Source organism: Pedobacter caeni (assembly GCF_900129215.1).
GTDB lineage: Bacteria > Bacteroidota > Bacteroidia > Sphingobacteriales > Sphingobacteriaceae > Pedobacter > Pedobacter caeni.
Map to the genome: position 1 here is coordinate 484,527 of NZ_FQUQ01000003.1, position 25,438 is coordinate 509,964.

At 40.4% G+C, this 25,438-nt stretch carries 26 protein-coding genes; 14 read left to right on the forward strand and 12 right to left on the reverse strand.

Translation table 11 applies throughout. The features are described from left to right. Positions 1 to 147 precede the first annotated feature (147 nt). Entirely contained in the window at positions 148 to 1,251 is a 1,104-nt protein-coding gene (recF, locus tag BUC20_RS16690) for a DNA replication/repair protein RecF (RefSeq protein WP_073232220.1), read from the forward strand. Beyond that, on the forward strand, positions 1,244 to 1,534 hold the full coding sequence (locus BUC20_RS16695) for a DciA family protein (protein ID WP_073232221.1): 291 nt from the start codon (positions 1,244 to 1,246) through the stop codon (positions 1,532 to 1,534). Before recF ends, BUC20_RS16695 begins: the two co-directional genes overlap by 8 nt. 4 nt (positions 1,535 to 1,538) lie before the next feature. Here BUC20_RS16695 and BUC20_RS16700 read toward each other — a convergent pair whose 3' ends face one another. The 3 genes from BUC20_RS16700 to BUC20_RS16710 form a co-directional block, all read right to left on the reverse strand. Then, entirely contained in the window at positions 1,539 to 1,718 is a 180-nt protein-coding gene (locus BUC20_RS16700) for a hypothetical protein (RefSeq protein ID WP_073232222.1), read from the reverse strand. A gap of 52 nt (positions 1,719 to 1,770) precedes the next feature. Further along, positions 1,771 to 2,496: a BamJ family beta-barrel-assembly machinery protein gene (locus tag BUC20_RS16705; protein ID WP_073232223.1), complete on the reverse strand. Its 726-nt coding sequence runs from the start codon at positions 2,494 to 2,496 to the stop codon at positions 1,771 to 1,773. Positions 2,497 to 2,615: 119 nt separating this feature from the next. Continuing rightward, complete coding sequence (locus BUC20_RS16710; protein WP_073232224.1) at positions 2,616 to 3,035, reverse strand: nucleoside-diphosphate kinase; 420 nt, start codon at positions 3,033 to 3,035, stop codon at positions 2,616 to 2,618. Between the two features lie 107 nt (positions 3,036 to 3,142). Here BUC20_RS16710 and BUC20_RS16715 point away from each other — a divergent pair, with 107 nt between their 5' ends. The 7 genes from BUC20_RS16715 to BUC20_RS16745 all read left to right on the forward strand — a co-directional run bounded on the left by BUC20_RS16715 (position 3,143) and on the right by BUC20_RS16745 (position 10,428). Beyond that, on the forward strand, positions 3,143 to 4,153 hold the full coding sequence (locus BUC20_RS16715; RefSeq protein ID WP_073232225.1) for a DHH family phosphoesterase: 1,011 nt from the start codon (positions 3,143 to 3,145) through the stop codon (positions 4,151 to 4,153). A gap of 113 nt (positions 4,154 to 4,266) precedes the next feature. Further along, a complete protein-coding gene (locus tag BUC20_RS16720) occupies positions 4,267 to 5,301 on the forward strand; it encodes an FKBP-type peptidyl-prolyl cis-trans isomerase (protein ID WP_073232226.1) in 1,035 nt (344 codons plus the stop codon). A 65-nt stretch (positions 5,302 to 5,366) separates the two neighbouring features. Beyond that, positions 5,367 to 6,134 (forward strand): TatD family hydrolase, encoded by a 768-nt coding sequence (locus tag BUC20_RS16725; protein WP_073232227.1) that lies wholly within the window; start codon positions 5,367 to 5,369, stop codon positions 6,132 to 6,134. A gap of 3 nt (positions 6,135 to 6,137) precedes the next feature. Beyond that, a complete protein-coding gene (locus BUC20_RS16730; protein WP_073232228.1) occupies positions 6,138 to 7,157 on the forward strand; it encodes an asparaginase in 1,020 nt (339 codons plus the stop codon). Further along, positions 7,157 to 7,804 (forward strand): formylglycine-generating enzyme family protein, encoded by a 648-nt coding sequence (locus tag BUC20_RS16735; RefSeq protein WP_073232229.1) that lies wholly within the window; start codon positions 7,157 to 7,159, stop codon positions 7,802 to 7,804. The genes BUC20_RS16730 and BUC20_RS16735 overlap by 1 nt, the downstream gene beginning before the upstream one ends. Positions 7,805 to 8,033: 229 nt before the next feature. Beyond that, positions 8,034 to 9,449, forward strand: coding sequence for an MBL fold metallo-hydrolase (locus tag BUC20_RS16740; RefSeq protein WP_073232230.1), 1,416 nt, complete (start codon positions 8,034 to 8,036; stop codon positions 9,447 to 9,449). Positions 9,450 to 9,465: 16 nt separating this feature from the next. Beyond that, complete coding sequence (locus BUC20_RS16745; protein WP_073232231.1) at positions 9,466 to 10,428, forward strand: YpdA family putative bacillithiol disulfide reductase; 963 nt, start codon at positions 9,466 to 9,468, stop codon at positions 10,426 to 10,428. Here BUC20_RS16745 and BUC20_RS16750 read toward each other — a convergent pair. After that, positions 10,425 to 11,417, reverse strand: a complete 993-nt coding sequence (locus BUC20_RS16750) for an alpha/beta hydrolase (protein ID WP_073232232.1) — start codon at positions 11,415 to 11,417, stop codon at positions 10,425 to 10,427. The two genes, BUC20_RS16745 and BUC20_RS16750, sit on opposite strands and share 4 nt — an antisense overlap. A gap of 72 nt (positions 11,418 to 11,489) precedes the next feature. Here BUC20_RS16750 and BUC20_RS16755 point away from each other — a divergent pair, with 72 nt between their 5' ends. Beyond that, positions 11,490 to 12,461: a polyprenyl synthetase family protein gene (locus BUC20_RS16755; RefSeq protein WP_073232233.1), complete on the forward strand. Its 972-nt coding sequence runs from the start codon at positions 11,490 to 11,492 to the stop codon at positions 12,459 to 12,461. Between the two features lie 153 nt (positions 12,462 to 12,614). Continuing rightward, positions 12,615 to 14,060: a M28 family peptidase gene (locus tag BUC20_RS16760; RefSeq protein ID WP_073232234.1), complete on the forward strand. Its 1,446-nt coding sequence runs from the start codon at positions 12,615 to 12,617 to the stop codon at positions 14,058 to 14,060. On the opposite strand, the gene xrtN is transcribed toward BUC20_RS16760, so the two are convergent. The 7 genes from xrtN to BUC20_RS16795 form a co-directional block, all read right to left on the reverse strand. Further along, a complete protein-coding gene (gene xrtN, locus BUC20_RS16765) occupies positions 14,031 to 15,365 on the reverse strand; it encodes an exosortase N (protein WP_073232235.1) in 1,335 nt (444 codons plus the stop codon). The two genes, BUC20_RS16760 and xrtN, sit on opposite strands and share 30 nt — an antisense overlap. Then, positions 15,356 to 17,872, reverse strand: a complete 2,517-nt coding sequence (locus BUC20_RS16770) for an XrtN system VIT domain-containing protein (RefSeq protein WP_073232236.1) — start codon at positions 17,870 to 17,872, stop codon at positions 15,356 to 15,358. The genes xrtN and BUC20_RS16770 overlap by 10 nt, the downstream gene beginning before the upstream one ends. A 3-nt stretch (positions 17,873 to 17,875) precedes the next feature. Continuing rightward, positions 17,876 to 19,243, reverse strand: coding sequence for a cell envelope integrity protein CreD (gene creD / locus BUC20_RS16775; protein WP_073232237.1), 1,368 nt, complete (start codon positions 19,241 to 19,243; stop codon positions 17,876 to 17,878). A 51-nt stretch (positions 19,244 to 19,294) separates the two neighbouring features. Further along, positions 19,295 to 19,597, reverse strand: a complete 303-nt coding sequence (locus BUC20_RS16780) for a winged helix-turn-helix domain-containing protein (protein WP_143166828.1) — start codon at positions 19,595 to 19,597, stop codon at positions 19,295 to 19,297. Beyond that, on the reverse strand, positions 19,594 to 20,214 hold the full coding sequence (locus BUC20_RS16785) for a hypothetical protein (RefSeq protein ID WP_073232238.1): 621 nt from the start codon (positions 20,212 to 20,214) through the stop codon (positions 19,594 to 19,596). Before BUC20_RS16785 ends, BUC20_RS16780 begins: the two co-directional genes overlap by 4 nt. A gap of 86 nt (positions 20,215 to 20,300) precedes the next feature. Then, the gene (locus BUC20_RS16790) at positions 20,301 to 20,942 is read right to left on the reverse strand and encodes a DUF47 domain-containing protein (RefSeq protein WP_073232239.1); all 642 of its coding nucleotides are present in this window, start codon (positions 20,940 to 20,942) and stop codon (positions 20,301 to 20,303) included. A 74-nt stretch (positions 20,943 to 21,016) separates the two neighbouring features. Continuing rightward, positions 21,017 to 21,781: a DeoR/GlpR family DNA-binding transcription regulator gene (locus BUC20_RS16795; RefSeq protein WP_073232240.1), complete on the reverse strand. Its 765-nt coding sequence runs from the start codon at positions 21,779 to 21,781 to the stop codon at positions 21,017 to 21,019. 366 nt (positions 21,782 to 22,147) lie between these two features. Between BUC20_RS16795 and BUC20_RS16800 the strand changes: the two genes are divergently transcribed. The 3 genes from BUC20_RS16800 (at position 22,148) to BUC20_RS16810 (ending at position 24,254) form a co-directional block, all read left to right on the forward strand. Further along, the gene (locus BUC20_RS16800) at positions 22,148 to 23,056 is read left to right on the forward strand and encodes a glycerophosphodiester phosphodiesterase family protein (protein WP_073232241.1); all 909 of its coding nucleotides are present in this window, start codon (positions 22,148 to 22,150) and stop codon (positions 23,054 to 23,056) included. 73 nt (positions 23,057 to 23,129) lie between these two features. Next, positions 23,130 to 23,816, forward strand: coding sequence for a GDSL-type esterase/lipase family protein (locus tag BUC20_RS16805; protein WP_073232242.1), 687 nt, complete (start codon positions 23,130 to 23,132; stop codon positions 23,814 to 23,816). A 57-nt stretch (positions 23,817 to 23,873) separates the two neighbouring features. Continuing rightward, positions 23,874 to 24,254 (forward strand): hypothetical protein, encoded by a 381-nt coding sequence (locus tag BUC20_RS16810; protein WP_073232243.1) that lies wholly within the window; start codon positions 23,874 to 23,876, stop codon positions 24,252 to 24,254. Here the strand turns inward: BUC20_RS16810 and BUC20_RS16815 are convergent. Then, positions 24,233 to 25,375 carry a fatty acid desaturase family protein gene (locus BUC20_RS16815; RefSeq protein ID WP_073232244.1) on the reverse strand — a complete coding sequence of 381 codons (1,143 nt, stop codon included), beginning with the start codon at positions 25,373 to 25,375 and terminating at the stop codon, positions 24,233 to 24,235. The genes BUC20_RS16810 and BUC20_RS16815 overlap by 22 nt on opposite strands. Positions 25,376 to 25,438: the final 63 nt, after the last annotated feature.

The window sequence follows — 25,438 nt, forward strand, 5'->3', positions numbered from 1 at the left end:
CTTTTAGCGGATTTATTAAACTTTATTGAAGGCTTTCGGGAAACAGAACTACCTGATCGTTAATAATCTAGTAAAGAGAGATTAAATAACTGAAATATTACGGAATAAGAGAAGAGAAATAAACGGTAACTTTGTTGTATATATCATATGTGGTTAAAAAACATTACACTCCTCAATTTTAAGAATTATGCCGACGCGAGTCTCAGTTTTTCAAAAACTGTAAATGCGTTTGTAGGCAATAATGGTGCAGGAAAAACGAATTTACTGGATGCCATACATTACCTGTGCCTGTGCAAAGGATACTTTAATCCTATTGACAGTCAGCAGATCAAAACTTCCGAAGATCTCTTTCTGATCCAGGGGGATTTTGAGCGCAAGGAGAAAAATGAAAAAATCACCTGTGGTGTAAAGAGAAATCAAAAGAAACAATTCAAGCGGAATAAGAAAGAGTACGATAAACTGGCCAGCCATATTGGTTTGTTCCCTTTGGTGATGATCTCTCCCTATGATACCAATATCATCATGGATGGGAGTGAAGAGCGCCGTCGTTTCATGGACAATGTGGTTTCGCAGACGGATGCACATTACCTGGACGAATTGATTTTGTACAACAGGCATCTTCTAAACCGGAATGCTTTGCTGAAACAGATTGCGGTTACCCGGAGTTATGATCCCACTTTACTGGAAATTTACAATGAGCAACTGGTTCAGTCGGGAAATAAGCTTTTTGCCAAGCGCGAGCAGTTTATGAAGGACTTTATCCCTTTGTTTGATAAATATTACCAGTTTTTAACCGATGATAAGGAAGAAGTGAGTTTGTTTTACCAGTCTCAATTGAGTGATACCCCTTTTATTCAGTTGCTGGGGCAGAGCATAGAGAAAGATAAGGTGCTGGAACGGACAACTACCGGTATCCATAAAGACGACCTGATTTTTACCATTACCGGAATGCCTTTGAAAAAATTTGGTTCACAGGGGCAGCAAAAATCTTTTTTAATTGCTTTAAAATTGGCTCAATATGCTTATCTTCAGAAGTTTAAAGGTTTTAAGCCTTTGCTGTTGCTGGATGATATTTTCGATAAACTGGACGATAGCAGAATGCATAAACTGATGGAAATGGTGTCCCATCATGACTTCGGACAGATTTTTATTACCGACACAGGAAGAGAACGGGTGATGGCAGTGTTTAATAAAATAGATGTCGCGGTCACCTTATTTGAAGTAAATAACGGAGCAGTAAATCATGCGTAAACCTAACGACATCACTTTAAAAGAAGGCATTGGAAAGCTGCTCAATGTATATAAACTCAAAGGCAAGTTTGATGAGACTTCCATCATTGCGCTTTGGCCCGAACTGATGGGGGTGGCGATCGGGAACCGTACGACACAGATTTACATCACCCAGAAGAAACTGTTTGTAAGGATTGAGTCGTCGGTGATTAAGAATGAACTGATGATGGTCAGAACCGGGATCATTGAAAAATTAAATGAGCGTGCCGGTTCTGAAGTAATCACAGAAATCGTATTTCTTTAAGATTTTAGCTTCGGCCACCAAAGATCCGGCTAATCAGCCAGATGATCAGGGCCAATACCAATACGACCACAATAACACCGGTCCAAACGCCGGCTTTGAATATGCCCTGAACAAGTTCACAACTTGCAAGGGTGGTTGATAGTAACGCAATAATTGCCAGGGGGAAATATCTTTTTGTCATCATAAGTTTTTGCTTTATAGATTAACAAAAAAATCTCCCTATGGTTTTTTTAGCCTTATTTGCCGTTTACTTTAAGCAGTTCTACTTCAAAGATCAATGTGCTGTAAGGCGGGATGTCCTGTCCGGCGCCACGTTCTCCATAAGCAAGTTGATAGGGGATGAAGAATTTATATTTCGATCCTGTAGACATCAGTTGCATTCCCTCTGTCCACCCGGCAATTACTCTGTTTAAAGGAAGGGATAGTGGCTCATTTCTGTCGTAAGAACTGTCGAATTGTTTGCCGTTTAACAAAGTGCCTTTATAATGGGCAAGAACAGTATCTGTTACTTTAGGTTTGATCCCATCTCCTGCTTTAAGTACGATGTATTGCAATCCGGAAGGAGTTACCTGGACACCTGCTTGTTTTTTATTGTTTTCCAGAAAGGTCTTGCCTTCGGTAATGTTGACTGCAAATTTCTTTTTGCTCAGACCATTAAACAAGTTGCTGATCGGTGCCTGTGATTGTTCTTTAGTGATGAGTAATGGTCTTCCTTCAAAACCATCTTTTAATCCTTTTAAGAGCAGGTCGTAGTTTAAACTGCCAAGTCCATCATTTTTCATACTGCTGGACATGTTTGCACCAAAGGCATAACTGGCAGAGTCAAGGCTGTTCCTGAAAGTAGGCTTGGCTCCTGCTTTTTGAGTCGTTGCTTTTTTAGCGGCAGGCGCCTTCTTTTTTGCCTGAGCGAATGTGATCAGTGTGCAAAACGGAAGTAATAAGGTGATAAAAATTCTTTTCATCAGTTTCAATGGTTTTTAATTTGGTTGGAAAGGTACAAAGTATAGTTAAAAAAATAAGCACCTTGTTGGAGGTGCTTATTTTTTTAACGCGAAAGGTTAAATTTGATGTTGAGGGAATACTAGAAACGCTCAGCAGCAGTAAAGAAGAAATCTCCTTCAATCTGTGCATTTTCGTCTGAATCAGAACCATGAACAGCATTCGCATCAATAGATTTTGCATATTTAGCACGGATGGTACCTTCTGCTGCATCAGCAGGGTTGGTTGCTCCGATTAATTTTCTGAAGTCTTCAATTGCATTGTCTTTTTCTAAGATCGCAGCAACGATAGGTCCTGAAGACATAAAGCTCACTAAATCAGCATAGAAAGGACGTTCTTTGTGAACTGCATAGAACTGACCAGCAGTTTCGTCAGTTAGTTTAGTATATTTTAATGCAATGATTTTAAAACCAGCTGCAGTAATGTCGTTGATTATTGCACCGATATGTCCGTTTGCAACAGCATCCGGTTTAATCATGGTAAATGTTCTGTTTGTACTCATCTTATTTCAATTTTTTTGCAAAATTACATTTTATACTGTTAATATTAAAGCTTCAAATATAATACGCTCCAATTAATCATTTAATCATTAGCTTTGCAACGAAAATTATGCTATCTGTTTCTGAAATAAAATCATTGCTGGCTACGCCGCAGAAAATTGTAATTACCACCCATCATAAACCTGATGGTGATGCGATGGGCTCATCTCTGGGCTTATATGCTTATCTGATCCAAAAGGGGCACCATGTAAAGGTGATTACACCTACGGATTACCCTTACTTTTTACATTGGCTTCCCAATAACTCCGACGTGATCATCTACACGGAGCAACAGGAATTATCAGCCAGATTGGTAGAAGAAGCTTCTATGATTTTCTGCCTGGATTTCAATACCCTGAGCAGGATCAATGAACTTGGCGAATTGGTGAGGGCAGCAGATGCCTATAAGATTATGATCGACCATCACCTTGATCCTGAGGATTTTGATGATTACCGTCATTGGAGCATCAGTGCCTGTGCAGCAGCACAACTGGTTTATGATTTTATTGTAAATGAGCTGAAAGAAGGGGAATTCATGAATAAAGACATTGCGACCTGTTTATACACAGGAATCATGACCGATTCAGGATCTTTCCGCTTTCCTTCTGCGGATTCTACCGTCTACCGGATTGCAGCAGACCTGATCGATTGCGGTGCTGAACACTGGAGAATTCATCAGCTGGTCTATGATAATGCAACAGAAAACCGTTTGCGTTTTCTCGGACATTGTCTGAGTAATAAGCTGGAAATCCTCCGCGATTACCGTACAGCGATCATTACAGTAACTAAAGAAGAGCTAAAAGAATTTAATATTCAAACTGGTGATACGGAAGGAATTGTAAATTATGCATTATCTGTAAATGGGATAAAACTAGCTGCATTTATTATTGAAAGAACTGATAAAGTTAAATTATCTTTGCGCTCCACCGGAGATTTTCCTGCCAATGAAATTTGCAAGAAATATTTTAACGGAGGAGGCCACAGGAATGCTGCAGGTGGATATTCTGATAAAAACCTGGCTGATACCGTTCTGGAATTTAAAGCGTTATTAGAAGATTATAAAACGCAGTTATTACAGTAAGAGGCATCGTTCTTTTAAATAAGAAGAAAAAAAAACGAAAACAGCGAAGCTCTCTTGAGTACCGTTGGAGAACAAATAAACTAAAAAACGAAAAAAAATAATTTAAAAACCACATGAAGAAAGGTCTAGTAATTCTTTTCGCAGCAACACTTGGATTAGCTGCTTGTAACCAATACAAAAAAGGTCCGGGAGGCCTGATGTACACTATCCACAAAGATGGTGGTAAAGATAAAATCAAAGAAGGTGATATCGTTAAATTGAATTATATCCAGAAAACTGAAAAAGATTCTGTAATTACAAATTCATGGGATTTAGAAGCGCCTCAGGTGTTTCCTGTTCAGGCGAAAAAATTTGCTGGTGACATGAACGATGTATTGACTTTATTTGGAGAAGGTGATAGTGCAACATTCAAATTAGATTTAGATACCGTTGCTAAATATTCGGGTCAACCAAAAGCACCGAATTCAAAAGATAAATACATGGTATTTACCATCAAAGTAGAAAAAGTTTTGCAAAAAGCTAAAGGTGAAGCGGATACTACTTTCCAGAAAAAAGCAAGAGATTTCTTTGAAAAAGATTACAAAGCAAACGTTGATCGATTGAAAGGTGCTGAAGCAGGAAAAATCAAAAAATACATTGCTGATAACAACCTTAAAACCACCACTACTGCATCAGGATTACAATACATCATTACCAAGCCAGGTAACGCAGAGAAACCTGTTTTAGGTGATACAATGATGGTAAACTATACTGGTAAATTAACTACTAAAAAATCTGACGGTAAAGACAATGTGTTTGATACCAGCGATGCGAAAATAGCTAAAGAATCAGGTAAACATAATCCTATGGCTACTTATGGTCCACGTGCGATCACTTTAGGCCGTGCAATCCCAGGATTTGATGAAGGTTTACAATTGATCGGTAAAGGTGGTAAAATGACTTTGATCATTCCTTCAAACCTTGCTTATGGCGAAGGTGGTATGCAACAAGGTGGTATCAGTCCTTTCTCTCCATTGGTATTTGAAGTGGAGTTATCTGATATTAAAAAACCTAAAGCTGCTCCGGCAGGTGTAGCAGGTGCTACTGTGGTACCAGTTCCGGCTACTAAAGCGCCAGCGGCTGCAGGACACGAAGGTCACAAACACTAAGAAAATAAGAAAATAGAAAAGCCTGTCCGGATATTCCGGACAGGCTTTTTTTATTAACTTTGTCCATGCTTCTTACGGACACCCATACCCACCTATATTACGAGACTGACCCTGAAAAACTTGATCTGTTAATGCAGCGATGCCTGGATCATAAAGTTGAACGTCTCTTCCTGCCTAATGTTGATGTAGCTTCTATTGCGAAGATTGATGCCATGGTCAAAAAATACCCTGGTCATTGTTTCGCTATGGCTGGTCTGCATCCCTGTGATGTAAAAGAAGACTATGAGTTGGTATTGGATGAGATCTGTGAAAGTATTGTAGACCGGGAGATCTACGCTATCGGCGAGATAGGAATTGATCTTCATTGGGATAAAACAACGCTGGAGATTCAGCAGATTGCCTTTTCTGAACAGATTAAATGGGCAAAGGACCTTAACCTCCCAATTGTCATTCATTGCAGAGAAGCATTTGATGAGATTTTTGAAATTCTGGAAAAAGAAAAAGACGATAAATTAAGGGGGATTCTGCACTGCTTCACAGGTAATCTGGAACAAGCCAGAAAAGCGATAGACCTTGGTTTTTATCTGGGGATTGGTGGGGTAGTGACCTATAAAAAAGCAGGATTAGACGAGGTTCTGAAAGATATTCCATTGGCAAATCTGGTTTTAGAAACAGATTCTCCTTATCTGGCTCCGGTTCCTTTCCGTGGAAAACCAAATGAGAGCAGTTATCTTGTTCATATTGCGGAGAAATTAGCAGATATTTACCAGACCAATATAGAGGAGATTGCTGAAGTAACCACAGCGAATTCCATGAGCATTTTTAACATTTAATCAATGACCAAAATACTGATCATCTACACCGGTGGAACCATAGGGATGGTAAACGACCCTAAAACCGGTGTTCTAATTCCTTTCAACTTCAAACAGATTCAACAAAATGTACCCGAGCTGGCACGGTTAAATTATGACCTTTCTGTCCATTCTTTTGATCCTATTCTGGATTCTTCCAATATGGATCCACTGATTTGGGAACAACTGGCGAAGTTAATTCAGGATAAATATGAGGAATTTGACGGGTTTGTAGTATTGCACGGATCGGATACCATGTCCTTTACTGCATCTGCATTGAGCTTTATGTTGGAAAATCTCTCTAAGCCAGTCATCCTTACCGGATCTCAGTTGCCAATTGGGGAAATCAGAACTGATGCAAAAGAGAACCTGATCACTGCGCTGGAAATTGCTGCAACAAAGAAACAGGGAAAAGCAATGGTTCCCGAAGTGTGTATCTATTTTGATTATCAGTTGTTTCGTGGCAACAGATCTATAAAATACAATTCTGAGAAATTTGAGGCTTTCCGCTCCCCAAATTATCCGATTCTGGCGGAGGCAGGGGTACACCTGTCGTTCTTCAAAAATTATATTGCCAAACAACCTACTGAAGCCCTTAAAGTACATACCAGCTTCAATTCCAATATTGGTGTATTGAAACTATATCCGGGAATTTCCCCTCAGGCAGTACATGCGATTACCAAGTCCGGTGTAGATGCCATTGTCCTGGAAACATTTGGCTCGGGGAATACAACTACAGCAGAATGGTTCATTTCCAGTCTGGAAGATGCCATTCATAATGGCAAGCTGATCATAGACATCACTCAGTGTAAAAGAGGTTCTGTGGAACTTGGTAAATATGAAACGAGTAAAAAGCTTCAGCAAATGGGGGTGATCAGTGGTTTTGATACTACTTTTGAAGCTACGATTACCAAGCTGATGTACCTGATGGGCCAGGGATTACCGAATGAAGAAGTTGCTGTTTTAATGGAGCGGTCTTTAAGAGGTGAGCTAACCGCGTCGTAATGATTGCCATTCCTGCAGGAGAAATTGTATTACGGGATGACAGGATCAAACGGGAATGGGAATTGAAAATAGACCCTTTTCTAATGGCCAGGTTTCCGGTAACACAGGAACTGTATTTTTCCATAACCAACAAAGCGCCATCATTTTTTAAGGGGGATAAGCACCCCGTTGAGCAGGTCAGCTGGACAGAAGCTGTTGATTTTTGTAATCTGATGTCCCGAAAATCCGGATTAAAGGAATGTTATTCCTTGAACGGTTCTGCCGGAAATGTGGTATGCGATCTGAAAGCAAATGGATATCGCCTTCCTTTGGAAGGAGAATGGGAATATGCCTGTAAAGCAGGAACATCAGGTGCCAGGTATGGCGAACTTGAGGAGATTGCCTGGTATAAAGGAAATTCACAAAATGGAACTCATGAAGTAGGGACAAAATCACCCAATGGCTGGGGCTTGTATGACATGCTGGGAAACGTTTGGGAATGGTGTTCAGATATCTATGACGAAGAAGTTTATGGTTCCTACCGCATCTTTAGGGGTGGAGGATGGTGCGATCAGGAACGGGGATGTCTGGCAACTAACCGCAGAAGGAGTCATCCGGTTTCGTTTAAAATCGATGACCTTGGATTCAGGCTCGCCAGATCTTTATAAGTTGATCATTATTTTACGCAGTTCATAGCCAGGAACTGAAATTATCCGAAGGTTGTTTAGTAGCGCGAGTTCATTTGATAAAAGGTAAGTGAGGCCTTACCACGGGGATACCAGCAAAAAATACTGAAATTAAGTATTTCGTCTTATCCTTGGAAAGTAATTAAAAACCGAATATTTGCTGTACTTCAATTATAACCTTAATTTTGTGTTTCAATACATAAAGACAGGAATGAAGATAGAGCAGATATATACAGGTTGTTTAGCAGAAGCGGCATATTACATAGAAAGTAACGGTGAAGCAGCGATCATTGATCCTTTGCGCGAAATCGCACCTTACCTGAAGCGTGCACAAAAAGACAATGCAACGATAAAGTATATTTTTGAAACTCATTTTCATGCAGATTTCGTGTCGGGACATGTAGACCTTGCTGAAAAATCAGGTGCAGAAATTGTTTATGGTCCTACTGCTCAAACGACCTTCAAATCACTCATTGCAGCGGATGGAGAACAGTTTAAAATTGGCGAACTGACCATTACGACTTTGCATACACCGGGACACACACCCGAATCTACTACCTATCTGTTAACGGATAAGGATGGTAAAGCTCATTGTATTTTCACAGGGGATACGCTTTTTATCGGAGATGTAGGACGGCCTGATCTTGCACAAAAAGGAGAGCTGACCATGGAAGATATGGCGGCAACCCTATATGATTCTTTACAAAATAAAATCCTGGTTCTCCCTGATGAGGTGCTGGTTTATCCGGCTCATGGTGCTGGATCTGCCTGTGGAAAAAATATGAGTAAAGAGACTTTTGATACACTTGGGCACCAAAAGGAAGTGAATTATGCGCTTAAAGCAAGTACAAGAGAGCAGTTTATAAAAGAAGTAACGGAAGGTATTTTGCCTCCTCCACAATATTTTGCCAAGAATGCAGCCATGAACAAACATGGTTACGAGAGTTTCGATGACGTTTATGAAAAAGGGCTGACACCTTTGTCGCCGGATGAATTTGAAGCAATGGCCAACCTTACAGGAGCATTGATTCTGGACACAAGAGATCCACAGACCTTTGCTAAAGGCTTTATTCCTTCTTCGGTAAACATTGGCCTTAACGGACAATTTGCGCCCTGGGTAGGGGCTTTAATTACCGATTTAAAACAACCTTTGCTATTGGTATGTGAACCGGGGAAAGAAGAAGAAGCGATTACCCGATTGGCAAGGGTAGGTTATGATAATACCATCGGTTTCTTGTCAGATGGTATCGTTATGTGGCAATCAGCAGGTAAAGATCTGGATACTATCGTTTCTATTTCTGCTTTGGAATTTGAGCAGGTATTGAACAACAATGAAAATGTTCAGGCGCTTGATGTCAGAAAGCCTGGTGAATATGAATCTGAACACCTGGAGCAAACCTTAACCCGCCCTCTGGATTATATCAACGACTGGACGAACGAGATTGACCATAAAGAGACTTACTACATTCATTGTGCAGGTGGCTACCGTTCTATGATTGCGGCTTCTATTCTAAAAGCACGTGGAGTAGAAAATGTGATCGATGTTGCAGGTGGTTATGGAGCCATCAAATCTACAGGACTGAAACGTACTGATTTTGCCTGTCCGTCAAAAGCAATGAAGGCTTAAAAGAACTTAAAAATTAATGGAAGATTACGATGTACTGATTATCGGTGCCGGCCCAATAGGTATGGCTTGTGCTATTGAAGCTAAAAAGGCTGGACTGAGTTATGTCATTGTTGAGAAAGGCGCACTGGTGAACAGCTTATATAACTATCCGGTGTTTATGACTTTCTTCTCGACTTCCCAACGTCTTGAAATCGGAGATGTCCCTTTTGTCAGTATCAACCCTAAGCCAAATAGAAATGAAGCTGTAGAATATTACAGGAGAGTAGCTGAAAAATTCTCTTTAAACATTCATTTGTTTGAGCGGGTAGAGCGGGTTAAAAAAGGAGATGATGGGGTATTTGAAATAAGTACTTCTAAAAGGAGTTATACCGCAAAAAAAGTCATCATTGCTACCGGTTTCTATGATATTCCTTTATTGATGGATATTCCCGGGGAAACGCTTCCTAAAGTAACACATTATTATAAGGACCCGCACCTGTATGCTTTCCAGAATGTAGTGGTCATCGGGGCAAATAATTCCGCCATTGATGCTGCCTTGGAGACTTACCGCAAAGGTGCAAAAGTAACGCTGGTGATTCGGCGGGGAGAGATCGGCTCCTATGTGAAATATTGGGTAAGGCCCGATATTGAAAACCGGATTAAAGAAGGAGAAATTACTGCTCATTTTAATTCCGAAGTATTGTCTATCACTACTGATGAGGTAAAGATAAAAACTCCGGAAGGAGAGCAGGTCATTGCGAATGATTTTGTGATTGCGATGACGGGTTATCAGCCTGATTTCGGAATGCTGAAAAAGTTAGGTGTGGAAATGGGCGATGGGACTCAGCCTTTCTATGATCCTGAAACAATGGAAAGCAATCTGCCAGGCTTATACCTGGCAGGGGTAGTTTGTGGTGGGATGGATACCCATAAATGGTTTATAGAAAACAGCAGGGTGCATGCGGAGCAAATTTTTGCTCATATTGCTGCCGGAGCCTAGTTAATCTTTAAAACAGTATGTGTAAAGCTGTCTATAGCTTTTTCTACAGCCGGAACGTCTTTTGACGTAATGTGGGAACCCAGTACATGACTCGCGCCATTAGGGATCGCAGTTTTAACTTTCAAATCTTTTGGAGTACCCAGTTCTTCGAACATACTGAGCTCAGCAGATACTTTTACTGTAGGATCCTGTTCCTTTTCGTTTTTATAGTAGTACAGTAACAAAACAGGTTGTTTCACTTTCTCAAAAGTCTGCTTATTCATACTCGTTTCTACCAATTCCTGAAGTTGTACTGTAGATTCGAGGCGATATCGGGTATACCAGTATTTTTCGTAGGTGGCCGATTCTCCAGCAATAACTCTTTCCTTACCTCCCATTGCCAAACGTGCGATTTGTAATCCCCAGGGTGCATTCAGCATAAAAGCCATTTTGTCATTGATTTCAATATTCGGTGAAATAAGAATCAGGCTGTTGATCTGATCAGGATAAGTTGCGGCAAGCTTTAAGGCGAGTGTTCCTCCGGTTGAAGTCCCTACAAGGATAATTTTCTTGCCGAGTCTTTTTCCAATCTCCATTGCCTGTTTAGCACTTTCCCAAAGGCGGTCGGCAGTGAAATATTCCATGGCCGATGTGGTATCAACGCCGTGGTCTGCGAGCCGGGCAAGGTATAAGTTGGCTTTGATCTCTTTGGCTAAATGAAGGTGGACCGGATTTCCTTCTTCTTTGGAAGCGGAGTAACCGTGTAAATAAACAACCGCATATTCCGATTGATTTTTTAAAGTGGAGTCTGCCCAGACGATTTCGGCTTCATTACCGGGTTTTACTTTATGTTGAGATTCTATCTTTTTCACATAATCTTCCAGTTGATTTAGGTCCGGAACAGGAGGAATCTCTGTCTTATATTCGGGGTGCCTCGGCTTTGGACCCATGAAATATACCACGGTAGTCACCAAAATAACGGCGATAAGTACTTTAAATGTTATTTTCACTTTAAACTTTTTACTAAAAGTACGCTTTTAAAGATATTTAATTTATGTTTGCACACATATTTTTTTACCTGAATGCCAGGAATAAATCAGATAAAACTCCCCATAGCCGCCGACATTGCTGCCTTTGAAGAAAAATTCAAGGCTTCGATGCATAGTGATGCACCATTGCTCGATAGAATTACCCACTACATTGTTAAAAGAAAGGGTAAGCAGATTCGTCCGATGTTTGTGTTCTTTGCTGCAAAACTTTGTGGCGGGATCATTGAATCTACCCATAGAGGTGCAGCCTTAGTCGAACTTTTACATACAGCAACCCTTGTACATGATGATGTGGTTGATAACGCCTATGAAAGAAGAGGCTTCTTTTCTATCAATGCTTTATGGAAAAATAAGATCGCTGTTTTAGTAGGTGATTACTTATTGGCCAAAGGGTTATTACTTTCTGTGAATAACGGAGAGTTCCGCTTGTTGCAAATCGTTTCTGAAGCGGTAAAACAAATGAGCGAAGGGGAACTCCTGCAAATAGAGAAGGTAAGGAAGATGGACATCAGCGAAGAACTTTACTTCGATGTGATCCGTCAGAAAACGGCTTCCCTGATTGCTTCCTGTTGTGCCTGTGGTGCTGCCTCAGCCGGTGCTGACGAAGAGACGATAGAGAAAATGAGGTTGTTCGGAGAAAAGGTAGGCATTGCCTTCCAGATCAAAGACGATACTTTTGATTTCGGGACGGATGATGTTGGAAAACCTTTGGGTATAGATATTAAAGAAAAGAAAGTGACCCTTCCTTTGATTTACGCGCTAAACCGATCTGATAAAGCGGAGAAAAAGAGAATGATCAATCTGGTGAAAAATCATCAGGATGAACCGGCAAAAATACAGGAGATCATTGATTTTGTGAATGCTAAAGAAGGTGTTCGCTACGCAAATGAGAAAATGGTGCAGTATCAACAGGAAGCTTTTGATATTCTTCACAGTTTTGAACCCGGAGAAGCAAGAACAGGACTGGAACAACTGGTTCGGTACACCACAGAACGCAAGAAATAGCATTCGTAGTCCCATAAATTGTATTTCTGAATATTTGATGGAGCTTTATCAGCATAGAATTCCTGCTTCGCAATAGATTTGTTGCAGAACAAAAAGGATGGATTGTAGGACAGCGCTGTCAAAATTCTTATTTTCATCAAAAAAATCATCATTATGAAAGCTTTCTTTAGTTTGCTCATCTGTGGTATGGCTCTTTCTGCACAGTCGCAAGACAACTTTGCTCCTGTTTTTGAGAAAATCAGCAAGGACGTACAAGCCAATTCCAATGCTTATGGAAACCTGAAGTTTGCCACAGAAAGCATCGGCCACCGGCTAACCGGATCAGCCAATGGTGCTAAAGCGGAAGAATATGCTTTTAACCTGTTGAAATCATATGGTTATGACGTAAAATATCAGCCTTTTGAAGTGGAAAGCTGGAGCCGACTGACCAATGAAACGAAAATAGGAGATGATGAGAAAGCTTTGAAAAAAATCAGTTCAGTAACCCTGGCACACTCTCCGGTAAAGGCAAATATTATTGCTGAAATGGTTGACCTTGGAAATGGTCTGGAAGAAGACTATCAGAAGGACGGAGGAATGGTAAAAGGAAAAATTGCACTCGTTTATCTGGGTGTTTTACCAGGATCTCCGGCAAATACGCCCTCATTGCACCGCTCAGAAAAGGCAGCTATTGCTACCAAATACGGAGCGACCGGAATTATCATCATCAATGGAGTTAAAAATGGAGTGCTGCTTACGGGAACCGCCTCTGTAACCGGAAAGTTGATTCCAATTCCTGCAGTTTGCATCGGGCTGGAAAATGGAATGCGTTTAAAAGAAGCTTTAAAGACAAAAAAACAGTTTGCAAGTTTAAATATGACCAATTTTTCGGGAATGATTAAAGCCCGGAATGTGATTGCTACGATAAAAGGACAGATACATCCGGAGGAAAAAATTGTTGTCGGAGGGCATTTGGATAGCTGGGACCTCGCCACCGGTGCGATAGATAATGGAATCGGTTCTTTTGCCATTATGGATATGGCACGTACCTTTAAAAAATTGAACCTGAGCACAGATCGTACTTTGGAATTTATTCTGTTTATGGGTGAAGAACAGGGGCTGCTGGGATCGAAAGCCTATGTTGAAGCTGCCAAAAAAGAAAATACACTTGATCAGTTGCGGTTTATGCTCAATTACGACATGACTAATGATCCAAAAGGGTTTTCTACCAGCAGAAAAGAAATGAAAACTTTATTTACAGAATGGGGTGGACAGATCAGCAAACTGGATACCGGGTTTAAGAATGTGTTTTATTCCGGTGCCGGACTACATAGTGACCATCAGCCATTCTTGTTACAAGGCGTACCAACAGGTGGTGGGGCAGGAGGTAAATTACCGAACAATTCAGGACCCTATTATCATTCTGATGGGGATGTGTTTAAATTGGTAGATGAACAAGGTTTAAAAAATACGGTTCGTTATAGTGCCATGCTGGCCTATGCACTGGCCAATACGCCAACAATTCCCGTTGTTAAACAGACAGAAGAGGCGTTGAAAGTATTCCTTCAGGAAAATGAACTGGAAGTTCCGTTAAAGATTGCGGGCGAATGGCGTTGGTAAAAGTGCGGCTGTAATCCTTTTAAGGTCCTCCTTTTTTGTGGTGTTTACGTTGACAAGGTAAAAACGCTGATTTCCTTTGGCTCCATTCCATCTCCACTGGAACTGGTTAATGGTTTTCATCTTCCCGTTGTCGAACCACCAGGAGCTATAAATCTTGTCTTTTCCTTTTACCAGAGTGCCGGTATAGATCTCAGTACCGCTTATGATTTCTTTTTTTATCAGTTGAAACTCATAGCCACTACCAGTCCAGCAAATCATTGGATTGTGTTCCGGAGCGTAGAAAGTAGTCGGTTTCAGGTAGATTAATGCATCTTTATTCTCAAACTTCAATACATTGTTTTCAAGATTGGTTTTCTGATACCCTTTTAGTGAGATGTTATGCTTACTTAGATCAGAAGGGGGCTTTTTGTCCGGATTAACGGAAAGAAAAATGATGCAGCCCAGGAGTATAAAGTGCAAAAAAGGCTGTTTTAACAAACGTTTTTTTTCCTGAATATGGTTTTTTTCTTCCTGTTGTATTTTACCAAAGCGTTTTACAAAAGGACTGCTAAGTGCAATTAATGGTAAAATAACATACACGATCAGGCCGCATATCCCAACAAGGTCGTGCATGATCGTTCCAGGCATGATCTTGAAAATAACAATGATCATAATTCTGAAAAAGTTAGAAACAATATTGAAGAGAAAGGTTAATGTCAACATCACCAGAAGACTCAGGAAAGAAAGTGTACGCCCATTTTTCTTCTGGTGATAGCTGAGTATGAAAAGGCTGATCAGTAAAGAGATGTTGAGCATGTTTAATCCCGCACAAGCCTGATCAATGTAAAATTCGTAACCATCGATCGTAATGACGTTCCCGCTCGATAAGGCAGGCATCCCTGCCATGGTTATGGTTTCAGCAACAGTATTGCTTAACCATAACCGTAGGGGGAAGCTGAGCGTGTCACTAAAGAATTTGAAAAGTGGGGAAAGTAAGGTCAGAACAAAGAAAAAGTTCAGACTGATCTTTCCCATGAAACTTTCAAATAGCAACAATATGGTGAATACGAGGCTGAAAAATAAGGTGGATTTTGCCGGAATAAAAAAGGCAAGTACGGTGAAAAGTAAAGCAGGAATCAGAAAGCGTAAAGTCAGACTTCCAGCCTTTATCCGACAGACATATGGAATAATAGCTAATCCGATATATAAGCTGATGTCCCAGACGAGGTATCCTGAGAGTAATCTCAGGGAGATGGCGGCATAACACAGACACATCATGAATGGTAAAAGGCTGGTAATTGGCTTTCTTAATCCTGCTATTTCCATAATAGTTTAAATCTGTTAAAATGTCCGGACTGATAACTGAAGTAGGTGATGATGGTTGCGCATAAGATGATGAGTATCCATTCATGTGGCTCCGGAGCGGCACCGGAAGATTGAATAGAAGCGTTTTTTAAGCTGTTCTTGCTCTCTTTCATCCCGAAGCGGTCGTAATCCTTCTGACTTTCCAGAACGATCATGCTGGACACCGGAGACACAATGAAAGCCTGGTGTGCTGCGGTAAGTAAGTCGTCCTGTACTTCCCTTTTTTCGAAATAGGTAGCACCTACTTTTTTAAGAATGTCATTGTAAGCAAATAAGCGCAGCAGATGATCAGGAGCATTACTCTTTATGTGTCCTTCCCTCTTTTCCACTTTCATGTCCGCATTGGGAATCACCAGTATATCATCCTGTTCATGAAAGGTTTTAAACTGATGCTTGTCGAGCTGGCTGATGAGTTGATCAATGTCCCCTTCATTATAGTCGAAGACCCTGAATTCCTTTAACGTTTTTAGGTAGGGGCTACTTTCTTTGCCTAATTGATACAGATGAGAGGGTTTTGCTTTAGCAAAGAAGCTACTGAGCCTTTCCTGGAATTTACTATTTTCCAGATCTTTCAGGCTGGGCTCATTGCCAGTACTTTTACTAATGACAAGTGCGTTCTCAGGATCTGCGATTTCATAGAATGGAAAGAGGCTGAAATTCAAATCATCAAAATCACTGTAAACAGCACTTAGATTTTCAGCGGTTACCTTTATTAGTTTTTCCTTAAATACATAAACGTTCTGCTTGCTGATATGTGGCCATAGCATTTTTAGTTCCTGTTCAGACCAGGAATGATTAAGATCCAGGTAAATGGACGTTGGTTTGAAGGGCATAGAAATTGACCTGGCTTCTTTTAACTGATAACTATTCCCTCCAAATGAAAAGGCCTGGCTGGTTAGTTCAGTTTTACTGAGGCTTAATGTCCATTTGTTTTTGTAGTGGCGGTCTGCCAGATATTTACCGTTTTCCTGAAGCTTCAGATCTGTATCAAGTTGTTTTGGAGGACTGGAGAAATCCAATTGAACACTTTCTGTTGCGTTTTTTGCAGTTGGGCCTTCAAACCATGTGTTTTCATAAATGAGCTGATCATTCTCCTTTTTAAGAGGGCTGGTGATGCCGATCTTAAATTTTCTGTTTTCTTCTGTAGTACATGGAAAAACGCGGACACTTACCGTATTGCCTTCCTGCCAGTGGACGACCGAGGGATCACGTACTTCTACTCCTACAATGGTTTTATAAGCAGAATCAGCCTTGCTTTTCGTCGTCAGACGTGCTTTTTCTTCTCTGCCATTGATCCATAAAGAAAGTGAGCTGACAACAGATCCTTCTGGAAGGTGAAAAGTATATATAGCCTCCTGATCTGTCCTCCATTTCCTTTGGCTATTGTTGCGGATACTCAATGTTTTCTCTGTATATGCCATGCGGTATTCCGGATACACTTTGATGTTGCTGGTTACGCTTTGTGTTTCCAGATCATCGCCAGACCAAAGTCTTTCTTCTGCAAGATGTCTTGAATCATAAATGCATTTGAGCACTTTAATCCGGTCTGGTAGCATGAGTTTAGGTTCTCCTGACCACAGACTTGCAATCATGACGAGAGGGTCATGTTTTTTAGGTTCCGCAAAGGAAGTGGGGAAGTTTCCTGAAAACCAGCGAGCTCCGTCCAGTGGGGTTGTATATATGAGATCTGCTTTAAGGTACTTTTCTGTTATGGGCGATTTATGGAGATGAGCAGCAATTTCTGTCCATTCGGGAAGTAGGCTTTTATTTAAGGAATTGCGATTTTGAGCCAGTTGTACACTTTTATTCAGTTGACTCCATTCGGAGGTGAACCAGATTGTAATTAGGACAGGAATAAAAAATCCGGCTGAAATACTATACTTCAAGGCAGGAGTTCGTTTATAAAACCTGACAAGAAAAGCCAGAGCAACAATAGAAAGAAAAAGTGGAATAAAAGTATGCACCGACAGGCCAAATATAATCACTGCAATAATACTGATGGGATACAATGGAATCAGATAAAGAGCCAGGTAAATGAACAGTATTGTTGAGGTAGCAAGGAAAAACGCGAGAACATGCCTAAAGAAGAGGTTGAGTATTTCCTGTAAGGTGCAGAGGATAACTGACAGAGAAGCCAGGCAAATATATACCGAAAGCCAGGTGCTGGAATTGTTGAATACATTGATCGATTTATTCAGTGAATAGGCACTAATAAACCAAAGAACAAGCAGCAGGGCTGTATATTCCATTTTTCCTCCGGACATTTTCCATCTGTGAGTTGCAAAGGCCTTGGTCATAACCGCGATTAAAAAGATCGCGGAAATGCCATAACTGATGATGAAGAAAAAGAATGCGGTTTCCGGATTAAGATAACCGGAGATCACAAATGCTGTTGCTGAAATAAGAATAGAGACAATTCCGCTTAAGCGGAATTTGTCTTCTAAAAGAATGACTTTTAATCTTTTCATGAGCTAAGCAATCGCCGGTTGATTTTTATTCCAGTTGATTTTAACGGAGAAATACATCAGACAGGCAACGGTGATAAACAGACCTATACTTCCGAAAAGAAGGGCCATATCCTGCAATTGAATGATCACATATATGAAACTATAAAATATGCTGAGGATAATGGCAAATACAATTGCGGCTTTCCTGTTTCTTAAAAATGTCCCTATAAAAGTGCTTACCAGAATAACGGTGGCAACCGAGGCAATTAAGTAGGCTAAAGTAAAGCCCACCTGTTCTGTAAAAGATAATAAGAGGCTATAGTAAATAATCATTGCTGCGCCGATCAATACATATTGAAGGAGGTTCACTTTGATTTTATTAAGTAGTTCAATGAAGAAAAGAGAAATGAAACTTAATAAAATAATTAAAACGGAGTATTTAGCCGAGCGCATGGTTTTCTGGTACTGATCTACCGGGAGCAAAAATTTTATACCGAAGGTTGCTTTGGCTTTATTCTGTTCGCTCAAGGCATCATTTTTACCTATCCATTGTTGTGGGAAAGGCCTGTTGAAATTAGACATTTTCCAGTTGCCGGTAAATTGTTTATCGGTAATGGACCGAGTTTCTGGCAGGTAGTTTCCTGTAAAACTCGGATTGTTCCAGTCGCCGGTAACGTTTACAGCAGTATTTTTACCAAGGTGCAGGAAATTTAATTCCCCGCTTCCGCGAAGGTCAATGTCGTAATTGAAGCTGATGGCGGTCGTTTTTCCGGTACTGAGGTTGGCCTGTACCGCCAGGCTATTGTTGAACAGGTTTTCCGGGGAGAAATCGGGTTCTGCGGTATAGGCCAGGTCCCCAAGCTTTATGACAGGGTTGTTTTTTAACCCTTTAAAATCACTTAGTCCGGCAATTACTTTTATTTTATCCCATATGATGAGGTCAGGATTAATTCCTGATTTTTTAAGTTCCAGTTCACTGAAATGACCCTGGATTTTTAGTTTAGTATTGTACACAACGGCATCAAAAATACCGCGGTGCAGAATCTCTGGTTTTACCTGGGTTTGAATGTTGAGGTCTTCTGGCAGGATGTAAATCACGGAGATTTCTTCCTTTAGTGTGGTTTTCCCTGCAGCGTCTGTGACCTTAACAAACGTTTTATAAGGCAATTGCATTACCGGGCTTTCGATCAGTTGTGTGCCCGACCATTTTTCTGCAATCTCTGTGATGGCTTCATCCTGACGTTGCTGGCGTTCTGTAATGAGCATCTGGATCCAGGAGGAAGGCAGAAGCAGCAATAGAGTAAGCATTCCGATTAAGAAGAGTTTAGCACCTACAGATTCCTGCAGTTGTGTGAAGATTGATTTTTGCGGGGGTAATTGAAATGGTTCCATGGTTTGATGTTTAAAAGTACTTTGTGTTTCAAAGTATATGGGTAAAAAAAATTAACGTTTCTGTTGTTTGATTAAATTTTCAAGGGCTTCCAGGTGTTTTAGAAAGGCAGTTCTTCCTTTTTCTGAGGCTGCATAGCTGGTATTGGGCTTTCTGCCCAGAAATGATTTATATATATTGATGTATTCTTCTTTCTCCAGGGCTTTCAAATGAGAAGCCAGGTTACCATCCGTTACCTCCAGTAATTCCTTCAGGGAATTAAAGTCGTAATTCTCATTGGCAACCAGAATGCTCATGATCTGCAGGCGAACCCTGTTCTCAAAGGCTTTATCGAAATGTTCTAGTGCTGATCTCACCTGTCGTATTTAAAATGCATGATAGAACCGTAAACGATGTGTAGTACTCCAAAACCTATTGACCAGAAAACAATGCCATATCCGGGAAATAAAGTCGCAAATAAGCCAAGAACAATGTCCAGAAGACCCAACCATTTTACATCCTCAAAAGTATAATGACTTGCAGCGACCAGCGACAAGCCGTAAAATATTAAGCTGACCGGTGCAACTACTCCATAATAGCCTCTTGCAATTAAGATGAGAATGAATATTCCTCCGGTGACCAAAGGGATGGCCATATTGACCATTAATTTTTTGCTGGTCGGGTTCCATACATTCTGATTCTTCTTAGCCGCCTTTTTAAGCGTCAGTAAAATTCCTGTCCCTAAGGAAAAGACCAATACGGTTAGTGCAATGAAAAACAACTTCCAAAGTACCTTCTGGTCGCTGATGTAATAATCTCTGTATTGGAGACCACCATATGGACCGTAAACAAGATAATAAGCATAACCTGCACCAATTAGTGCGTAAACTCCAGCCATTATTCCAGATAGTCCGCTTAGGGATATGAATTTGGCTGAACGTTCCATCAGGTTCCTGATAGAATTGAGTTCGGTATAAATTTCTTTGTCTTCCATAAAAGTACTTTGTAGTACAAAGTAAAGTATTAAAAATTGAACTTGCAATAGGGGATTGCAAATTCAATAAAAAAGGGGGGATCGTATTAAGTATTTTTCACCAGGATGCTTTCCAGGACGTTAGCAACATCATCACATTTATCTGTAGCCATTTCCAGTGTTTGAAGAATTTCTTTTTGTTTGATCAGTTCAATGGCATTGGTTTCTGATTCAAACAGACCTGCCAATGCGCGATTACAAAGGGAGTCGGCCTTACTTTCGCCTTTGTAAATCCTCAGGCAAACATCACTGATAAGACCTGTATTCTTAAAGCTCTTAAGTTCTTTGAGAGCGATTTCCAAATCCTTACACATCTCGATCAGCAATTGCGCCATTTTAATCATTGGCTTGTTGAGGTCCACCACATGGTATAAATCAATGTTAATGGCTGCGGTATGCATATAATCGGCAATATCGTAAAGGGAGCTGATCAGGGAATGAATGTCTTCGCGGCTGAACGGGGTGATGAGACTTTTACTCAGTTTCAGAAAAACTTTTGTCCTGATGAGCTCTCCGGTATGCTCCATGCGCTCAATTTCCTTGATGTGTATTTTTCTTTTTTCTATATCAGTCGTACTCAAAGTAAGCAGCAGGGTTTCCGATATACTGACAAGGTTTCCACCACATTCTTCGAATAATGGCTGGAATTTTTTATCCTTAGGGCTAAAGACTTTGAAAAAGCTGTTCATATTTGGGATGATATAACTCAAAAATATCAAACGTAATATTAACCCAGGATGAAGTTTTTGCTATATGATGGCCATCAGATGATGGAAACCTTTATACCCATGCTCTCCAGATTTTTCACTGTTTGAGGAGAAATGCCGCTATCTGTAATGATATGGTCTACTTCATCTATTCCACAGATCTTTCCAAAACCCCGCTTTCCGAATTTAGTAGAATCGGCAAGAACGATTATTTTTTGTGAAGAATCGATCATCTGACGGTTGAGGTGCGCCTCAAAAGCATTTGTAGTAGTTAACCCGAATTCAAGGTCTATTCCATCTACTCCCAGAAAGAGTTTGCTGCAAAAAACATTGCCCAGAATATTGTCCGAATAAGGACCTGTTACGGAAGAAGAGCTTTTTCTAAGTAAACCGCCTAACTGAATAACTTCAATATTGGCATGGTGAACGAGTTCCAATGCCACATTCAAAGCAGAAGTAATGACGGTAAGGTTCCCCTTGGGTTTGATGCACCTGGCCAGTGCCAGAACTGTTGTACCTGAAGCAATGATAATGGAATCATTGTCTTCTACCAAATCCGCAGCAAGGGCTCCGATCTTCATTTTTTCAGTAGATTGGAGCTGTTCTTTTTCATTTACAGGCTTGTCTACAGTATAGGGGTTGTTCAATGTAGCACCGCCATGGGTTCTGAACAAAAGGTTTTTATCTTCCAGCAGTTTCAGGTCCTTTCTGATCGTAACTGAAGAGACATCCAGCTCTTTACATAAAGCCTGAACATCTACTGATCCGTCAGTCTGAATTTTATTAAGAATGTATTGGTGTCTTTCTGCTATATTGATCATCGAAGGTCTTGATTGTGGTTCCGGTACCTGGTTTGAAATTAAAGATGCAACAAACTTAAGTTAAAAATAAATTATTCCATTTGTTTTTTATGCCAGATTCCTGAACTTAGTGATGCTTTATTTTATCTTTCCTGTAAATTGAAGGAGTTTTTAACCTTTTTAAGTTAACATATCTATAATATAGCCTTAATAGGGAAACCGGGACCTTTGCTAAGCCAGTACAAATGGAACAATACTCAACTCCATTTTAGCGCTGAGCAAATCATCAAAACATGACAATGAAACCATCATGATCTTACAGTTCACATCACGATTGTATACCAGGATCATGACCGCTTCATAACCGAAAAAAACAATTATAGACTAATGAAAAACACCACATTCCTCTTTTGTATGGTTGCAATAGGCTTATCTTCGTGTAAGACCATGCAACAATCCCGTATCATGACTACTGCACAATTTCCTTCATTCAGTACAGAGGGCCATCGGGGTGGCCGGGGATTAATGCCCGAAAATACCATCCCTGCTATGCATCATGCGATAGACCTGGGGGTAACTACATTGGAAATGGATACGCATATTACTAAAGACCTGGAAGTTGTAGTGACCCATGATGACTACCTGAGCCCAGCATTCATGTTGGATACTGAAGGTCGGGAAATCCCGAAAGGGGAGGCCAAGAAGTATGTGGTTTTTCAAATGAACTACGCCCGCTTGAAGCAGTTTGATCTAGGCTCGAAGTATTATGAGGCTTTTCCACAGCAACGGAAGATGAAAAGCTATATTCCCCGTCTGGCTGAGTTGATTGATTCGGTACAACAGTACCTGAAACAAACCGGCAAAAAGCAGGTTTTTTATAATATAGAGACGAAATGTAGCCCGGAAGGTGATGGTATCCTGAATCCTGATCCGGAAACTTTCGTGAAATTGCTGATGGAAGTGATAGAGAAAAAAGGGATTAGTCCATTTGTGGTCATTCAATCTTTTGATAGAAGAACTTTACAGATATTAAATAAGAAATACCCTCAGATGAAAACCTCTTATCTGGTGGCCAATAAGAAGAGCTTTGAAGAGAACATAGCTGATCTGGGATTTAAGCCTTTCATTCTTAGTCCGGTTTATCAGATGGTGAATGCAGACCTGGTTAAAAAATGCCATGATCAACAGATTAAAGTTATTCCATGGACCGTGAATACAGCTAAAGAAATTGCTGAACTGAAAGCATTGAATGTGGATGGCATCATCTCCGATTACCCCGATCTGCTCGTTCATTAAGTAACATATTTGTTAACGAGTTTCTCGTATCGGGGTGATAGAAAGATCAGGTAAAACCGTAGTTTAGTTCTATATGAAAAAAGCATGCTACTACCTGATAGGGGGTTGCCTGATCTTTCTTTTAACGCCTCTTGGTTTAAATGCCCAAACCGTAAAATGGGACAGCACTTCCAGAGCGAAAAAGTATTCAGAAAGATTGGAGCAATTCAAAACCGATCCGATCTCAAAGAAAGACTTTATCTTTCTGGGGAACAGCATTACAGCTGGAACCAACTGGGCTGCTTTGCTGGATTTGCCGATCGCAAAAAACAGAGGGATATCTGGCGATATTACTTTTGGTGTTCTGGATCGTCTATCAGAAATCATTGCTGCAAATCCTAAAAAGATATTTATCCTTATTGGGATCAATGACATTTCCAAAGGCATTCCTGACAGTATTATTCTCCGGAACTATAAAAGAATGATTCAACGTATTCTGACGGGTTCAAAATCTCAAATTTACTTCTCTACACTTTTACCGGTTAACAATACCATGAATACCACTAATAAACATCGGGGCAAGGACGAGCACATCACCTGGCTAAATAAGGAGCTAAAAAAGCTGGTACAGAAAAGGGTTACTGTGATCGATTTGTATCCTCATTTTACCGATACAGAAAACAGACTTAAAGAAAGCCTGACTTACGATGGGCTGCATCTTAATGATGCCGGTTACCAGGAATGGGCAAAAATACTTAAAGAAGGCAATTATTTAAGATAGGATTAGCAGAATATTTATAACGTTCATGACATCAGATCATCATATAGGGCTCTTTTAATGGAAAATCAATTGGTAATTTTGGCGCGTTTAATCGGGAATCTGAACGATGGAATATTGGGAAGGGATCCTTGCCTGAAAGGTACTTTTTTGCAAAAAGAATTTAAACGGATTAAGTCTGAGCTGGATAAATTACCCTATGAAAACCTGGTGGATACCATTGCTGTCTACGAGTTTCATTCTGCAGAGTCCTGCAGACTGGCAGATATCGTGATCCGCTTAAAAGTAGCCCTGAAGATGAAGAAGGACCTCACAGATGACGAGTTTTACCGGTTGATGAAATGTGATACGCTTCTTAAGGAATTCAATACCTTAATCAATTTCTATAAGGAACTCATTCAGCGAAAAAAAGAGTTGCATCAGGATAATGGGGCGCTATAAACGACTAACTCTACCTCTCTGTTGACATATCTGTTTTCTTTATACGTTTCCTTTCCCAGTTTCCTAAGCATTCTGTAATGAGATCTTAAGGCATCCCAAAAGGTAGTACATTCATTGTACGGCAAATCAAATTCTGCTGCGGTTTGTTTAACGATCAACCCAATTGCAGGGTAATGAATATGACATATCTTTGGAAAAAGGTGGTGTTCCACCTGTCTGTTTAAGCCACCACATAAGAATGCGGCCAATTGACTTTCTACAGCAAAATTAGCGGTTGTCTGAAGCTGGTGGGCTGCCCAGGCTTCTTCAATATTACCTTCCTGATTTGGAAAGGGAAATTCCGTTGCTTCTACCACATGTGCGAGCTGAAATACCAGACCAAGTACTAAGCCTTGTGCAAATTGCATCACCAGAAAGCCAATGATAAACTGCCACCAGGTTACATTCATCACCAGGAGTGGAAGGCCGATAAAGAGGAAGTAATAGATTGCTTTATAAAAGAAGAGGTTAAAATATTCAATTCTGGGGTGACTCAATACGTGTTCTCCGATTTTTTTCTGAAAGAACTTCTTATAATCCTTTCTGAATACCCATGATAGCATCGCCAGACTGTATAATGCGAAAGCATAGAAGTGCTGATATTGCTGTACCCTGTTGACTGTTTCAGCCGTAGAGAAGCGAATCAGACCGGGGGCAACATCGATGTCTTCATCGTGTCCGGCTATATTGGTATAGGTATGGTGTACTATATTATGGCAAATGTTCCAGACATAAGGACTGGCGCCAATCAGGTTGAACACAAAACTGAATATTTTGTTGACCGTCGGATTTGGCGATAAAGCTTTGTGAATGGCATCATGACACACATTAAAGCCAACAAAAGCCCCAAACATCCCAAGAAGAATGGCCAGTAAAAGCATAATTGGCAGACTCAGATTGCCGAGCAGAAGCAGGAGATAAATACCGGTTAATCCACTGATAAAGAAAAAAACCTTGAACCACATGGCAGAATTGGCATGTGTTGAAATCTTGTTTTCAATGAAGTAGGCATCAACCCGCTTCCGTACTGTAGTATAAAATGTAGACTTATTGGCATTCGTAAACCTGACCTTTTTTGTCATAAACTTGTTTTCCCCTAAAAATGAATCGCTTTCTCCCCGTGTAATTTTGGCTAATGTACCATA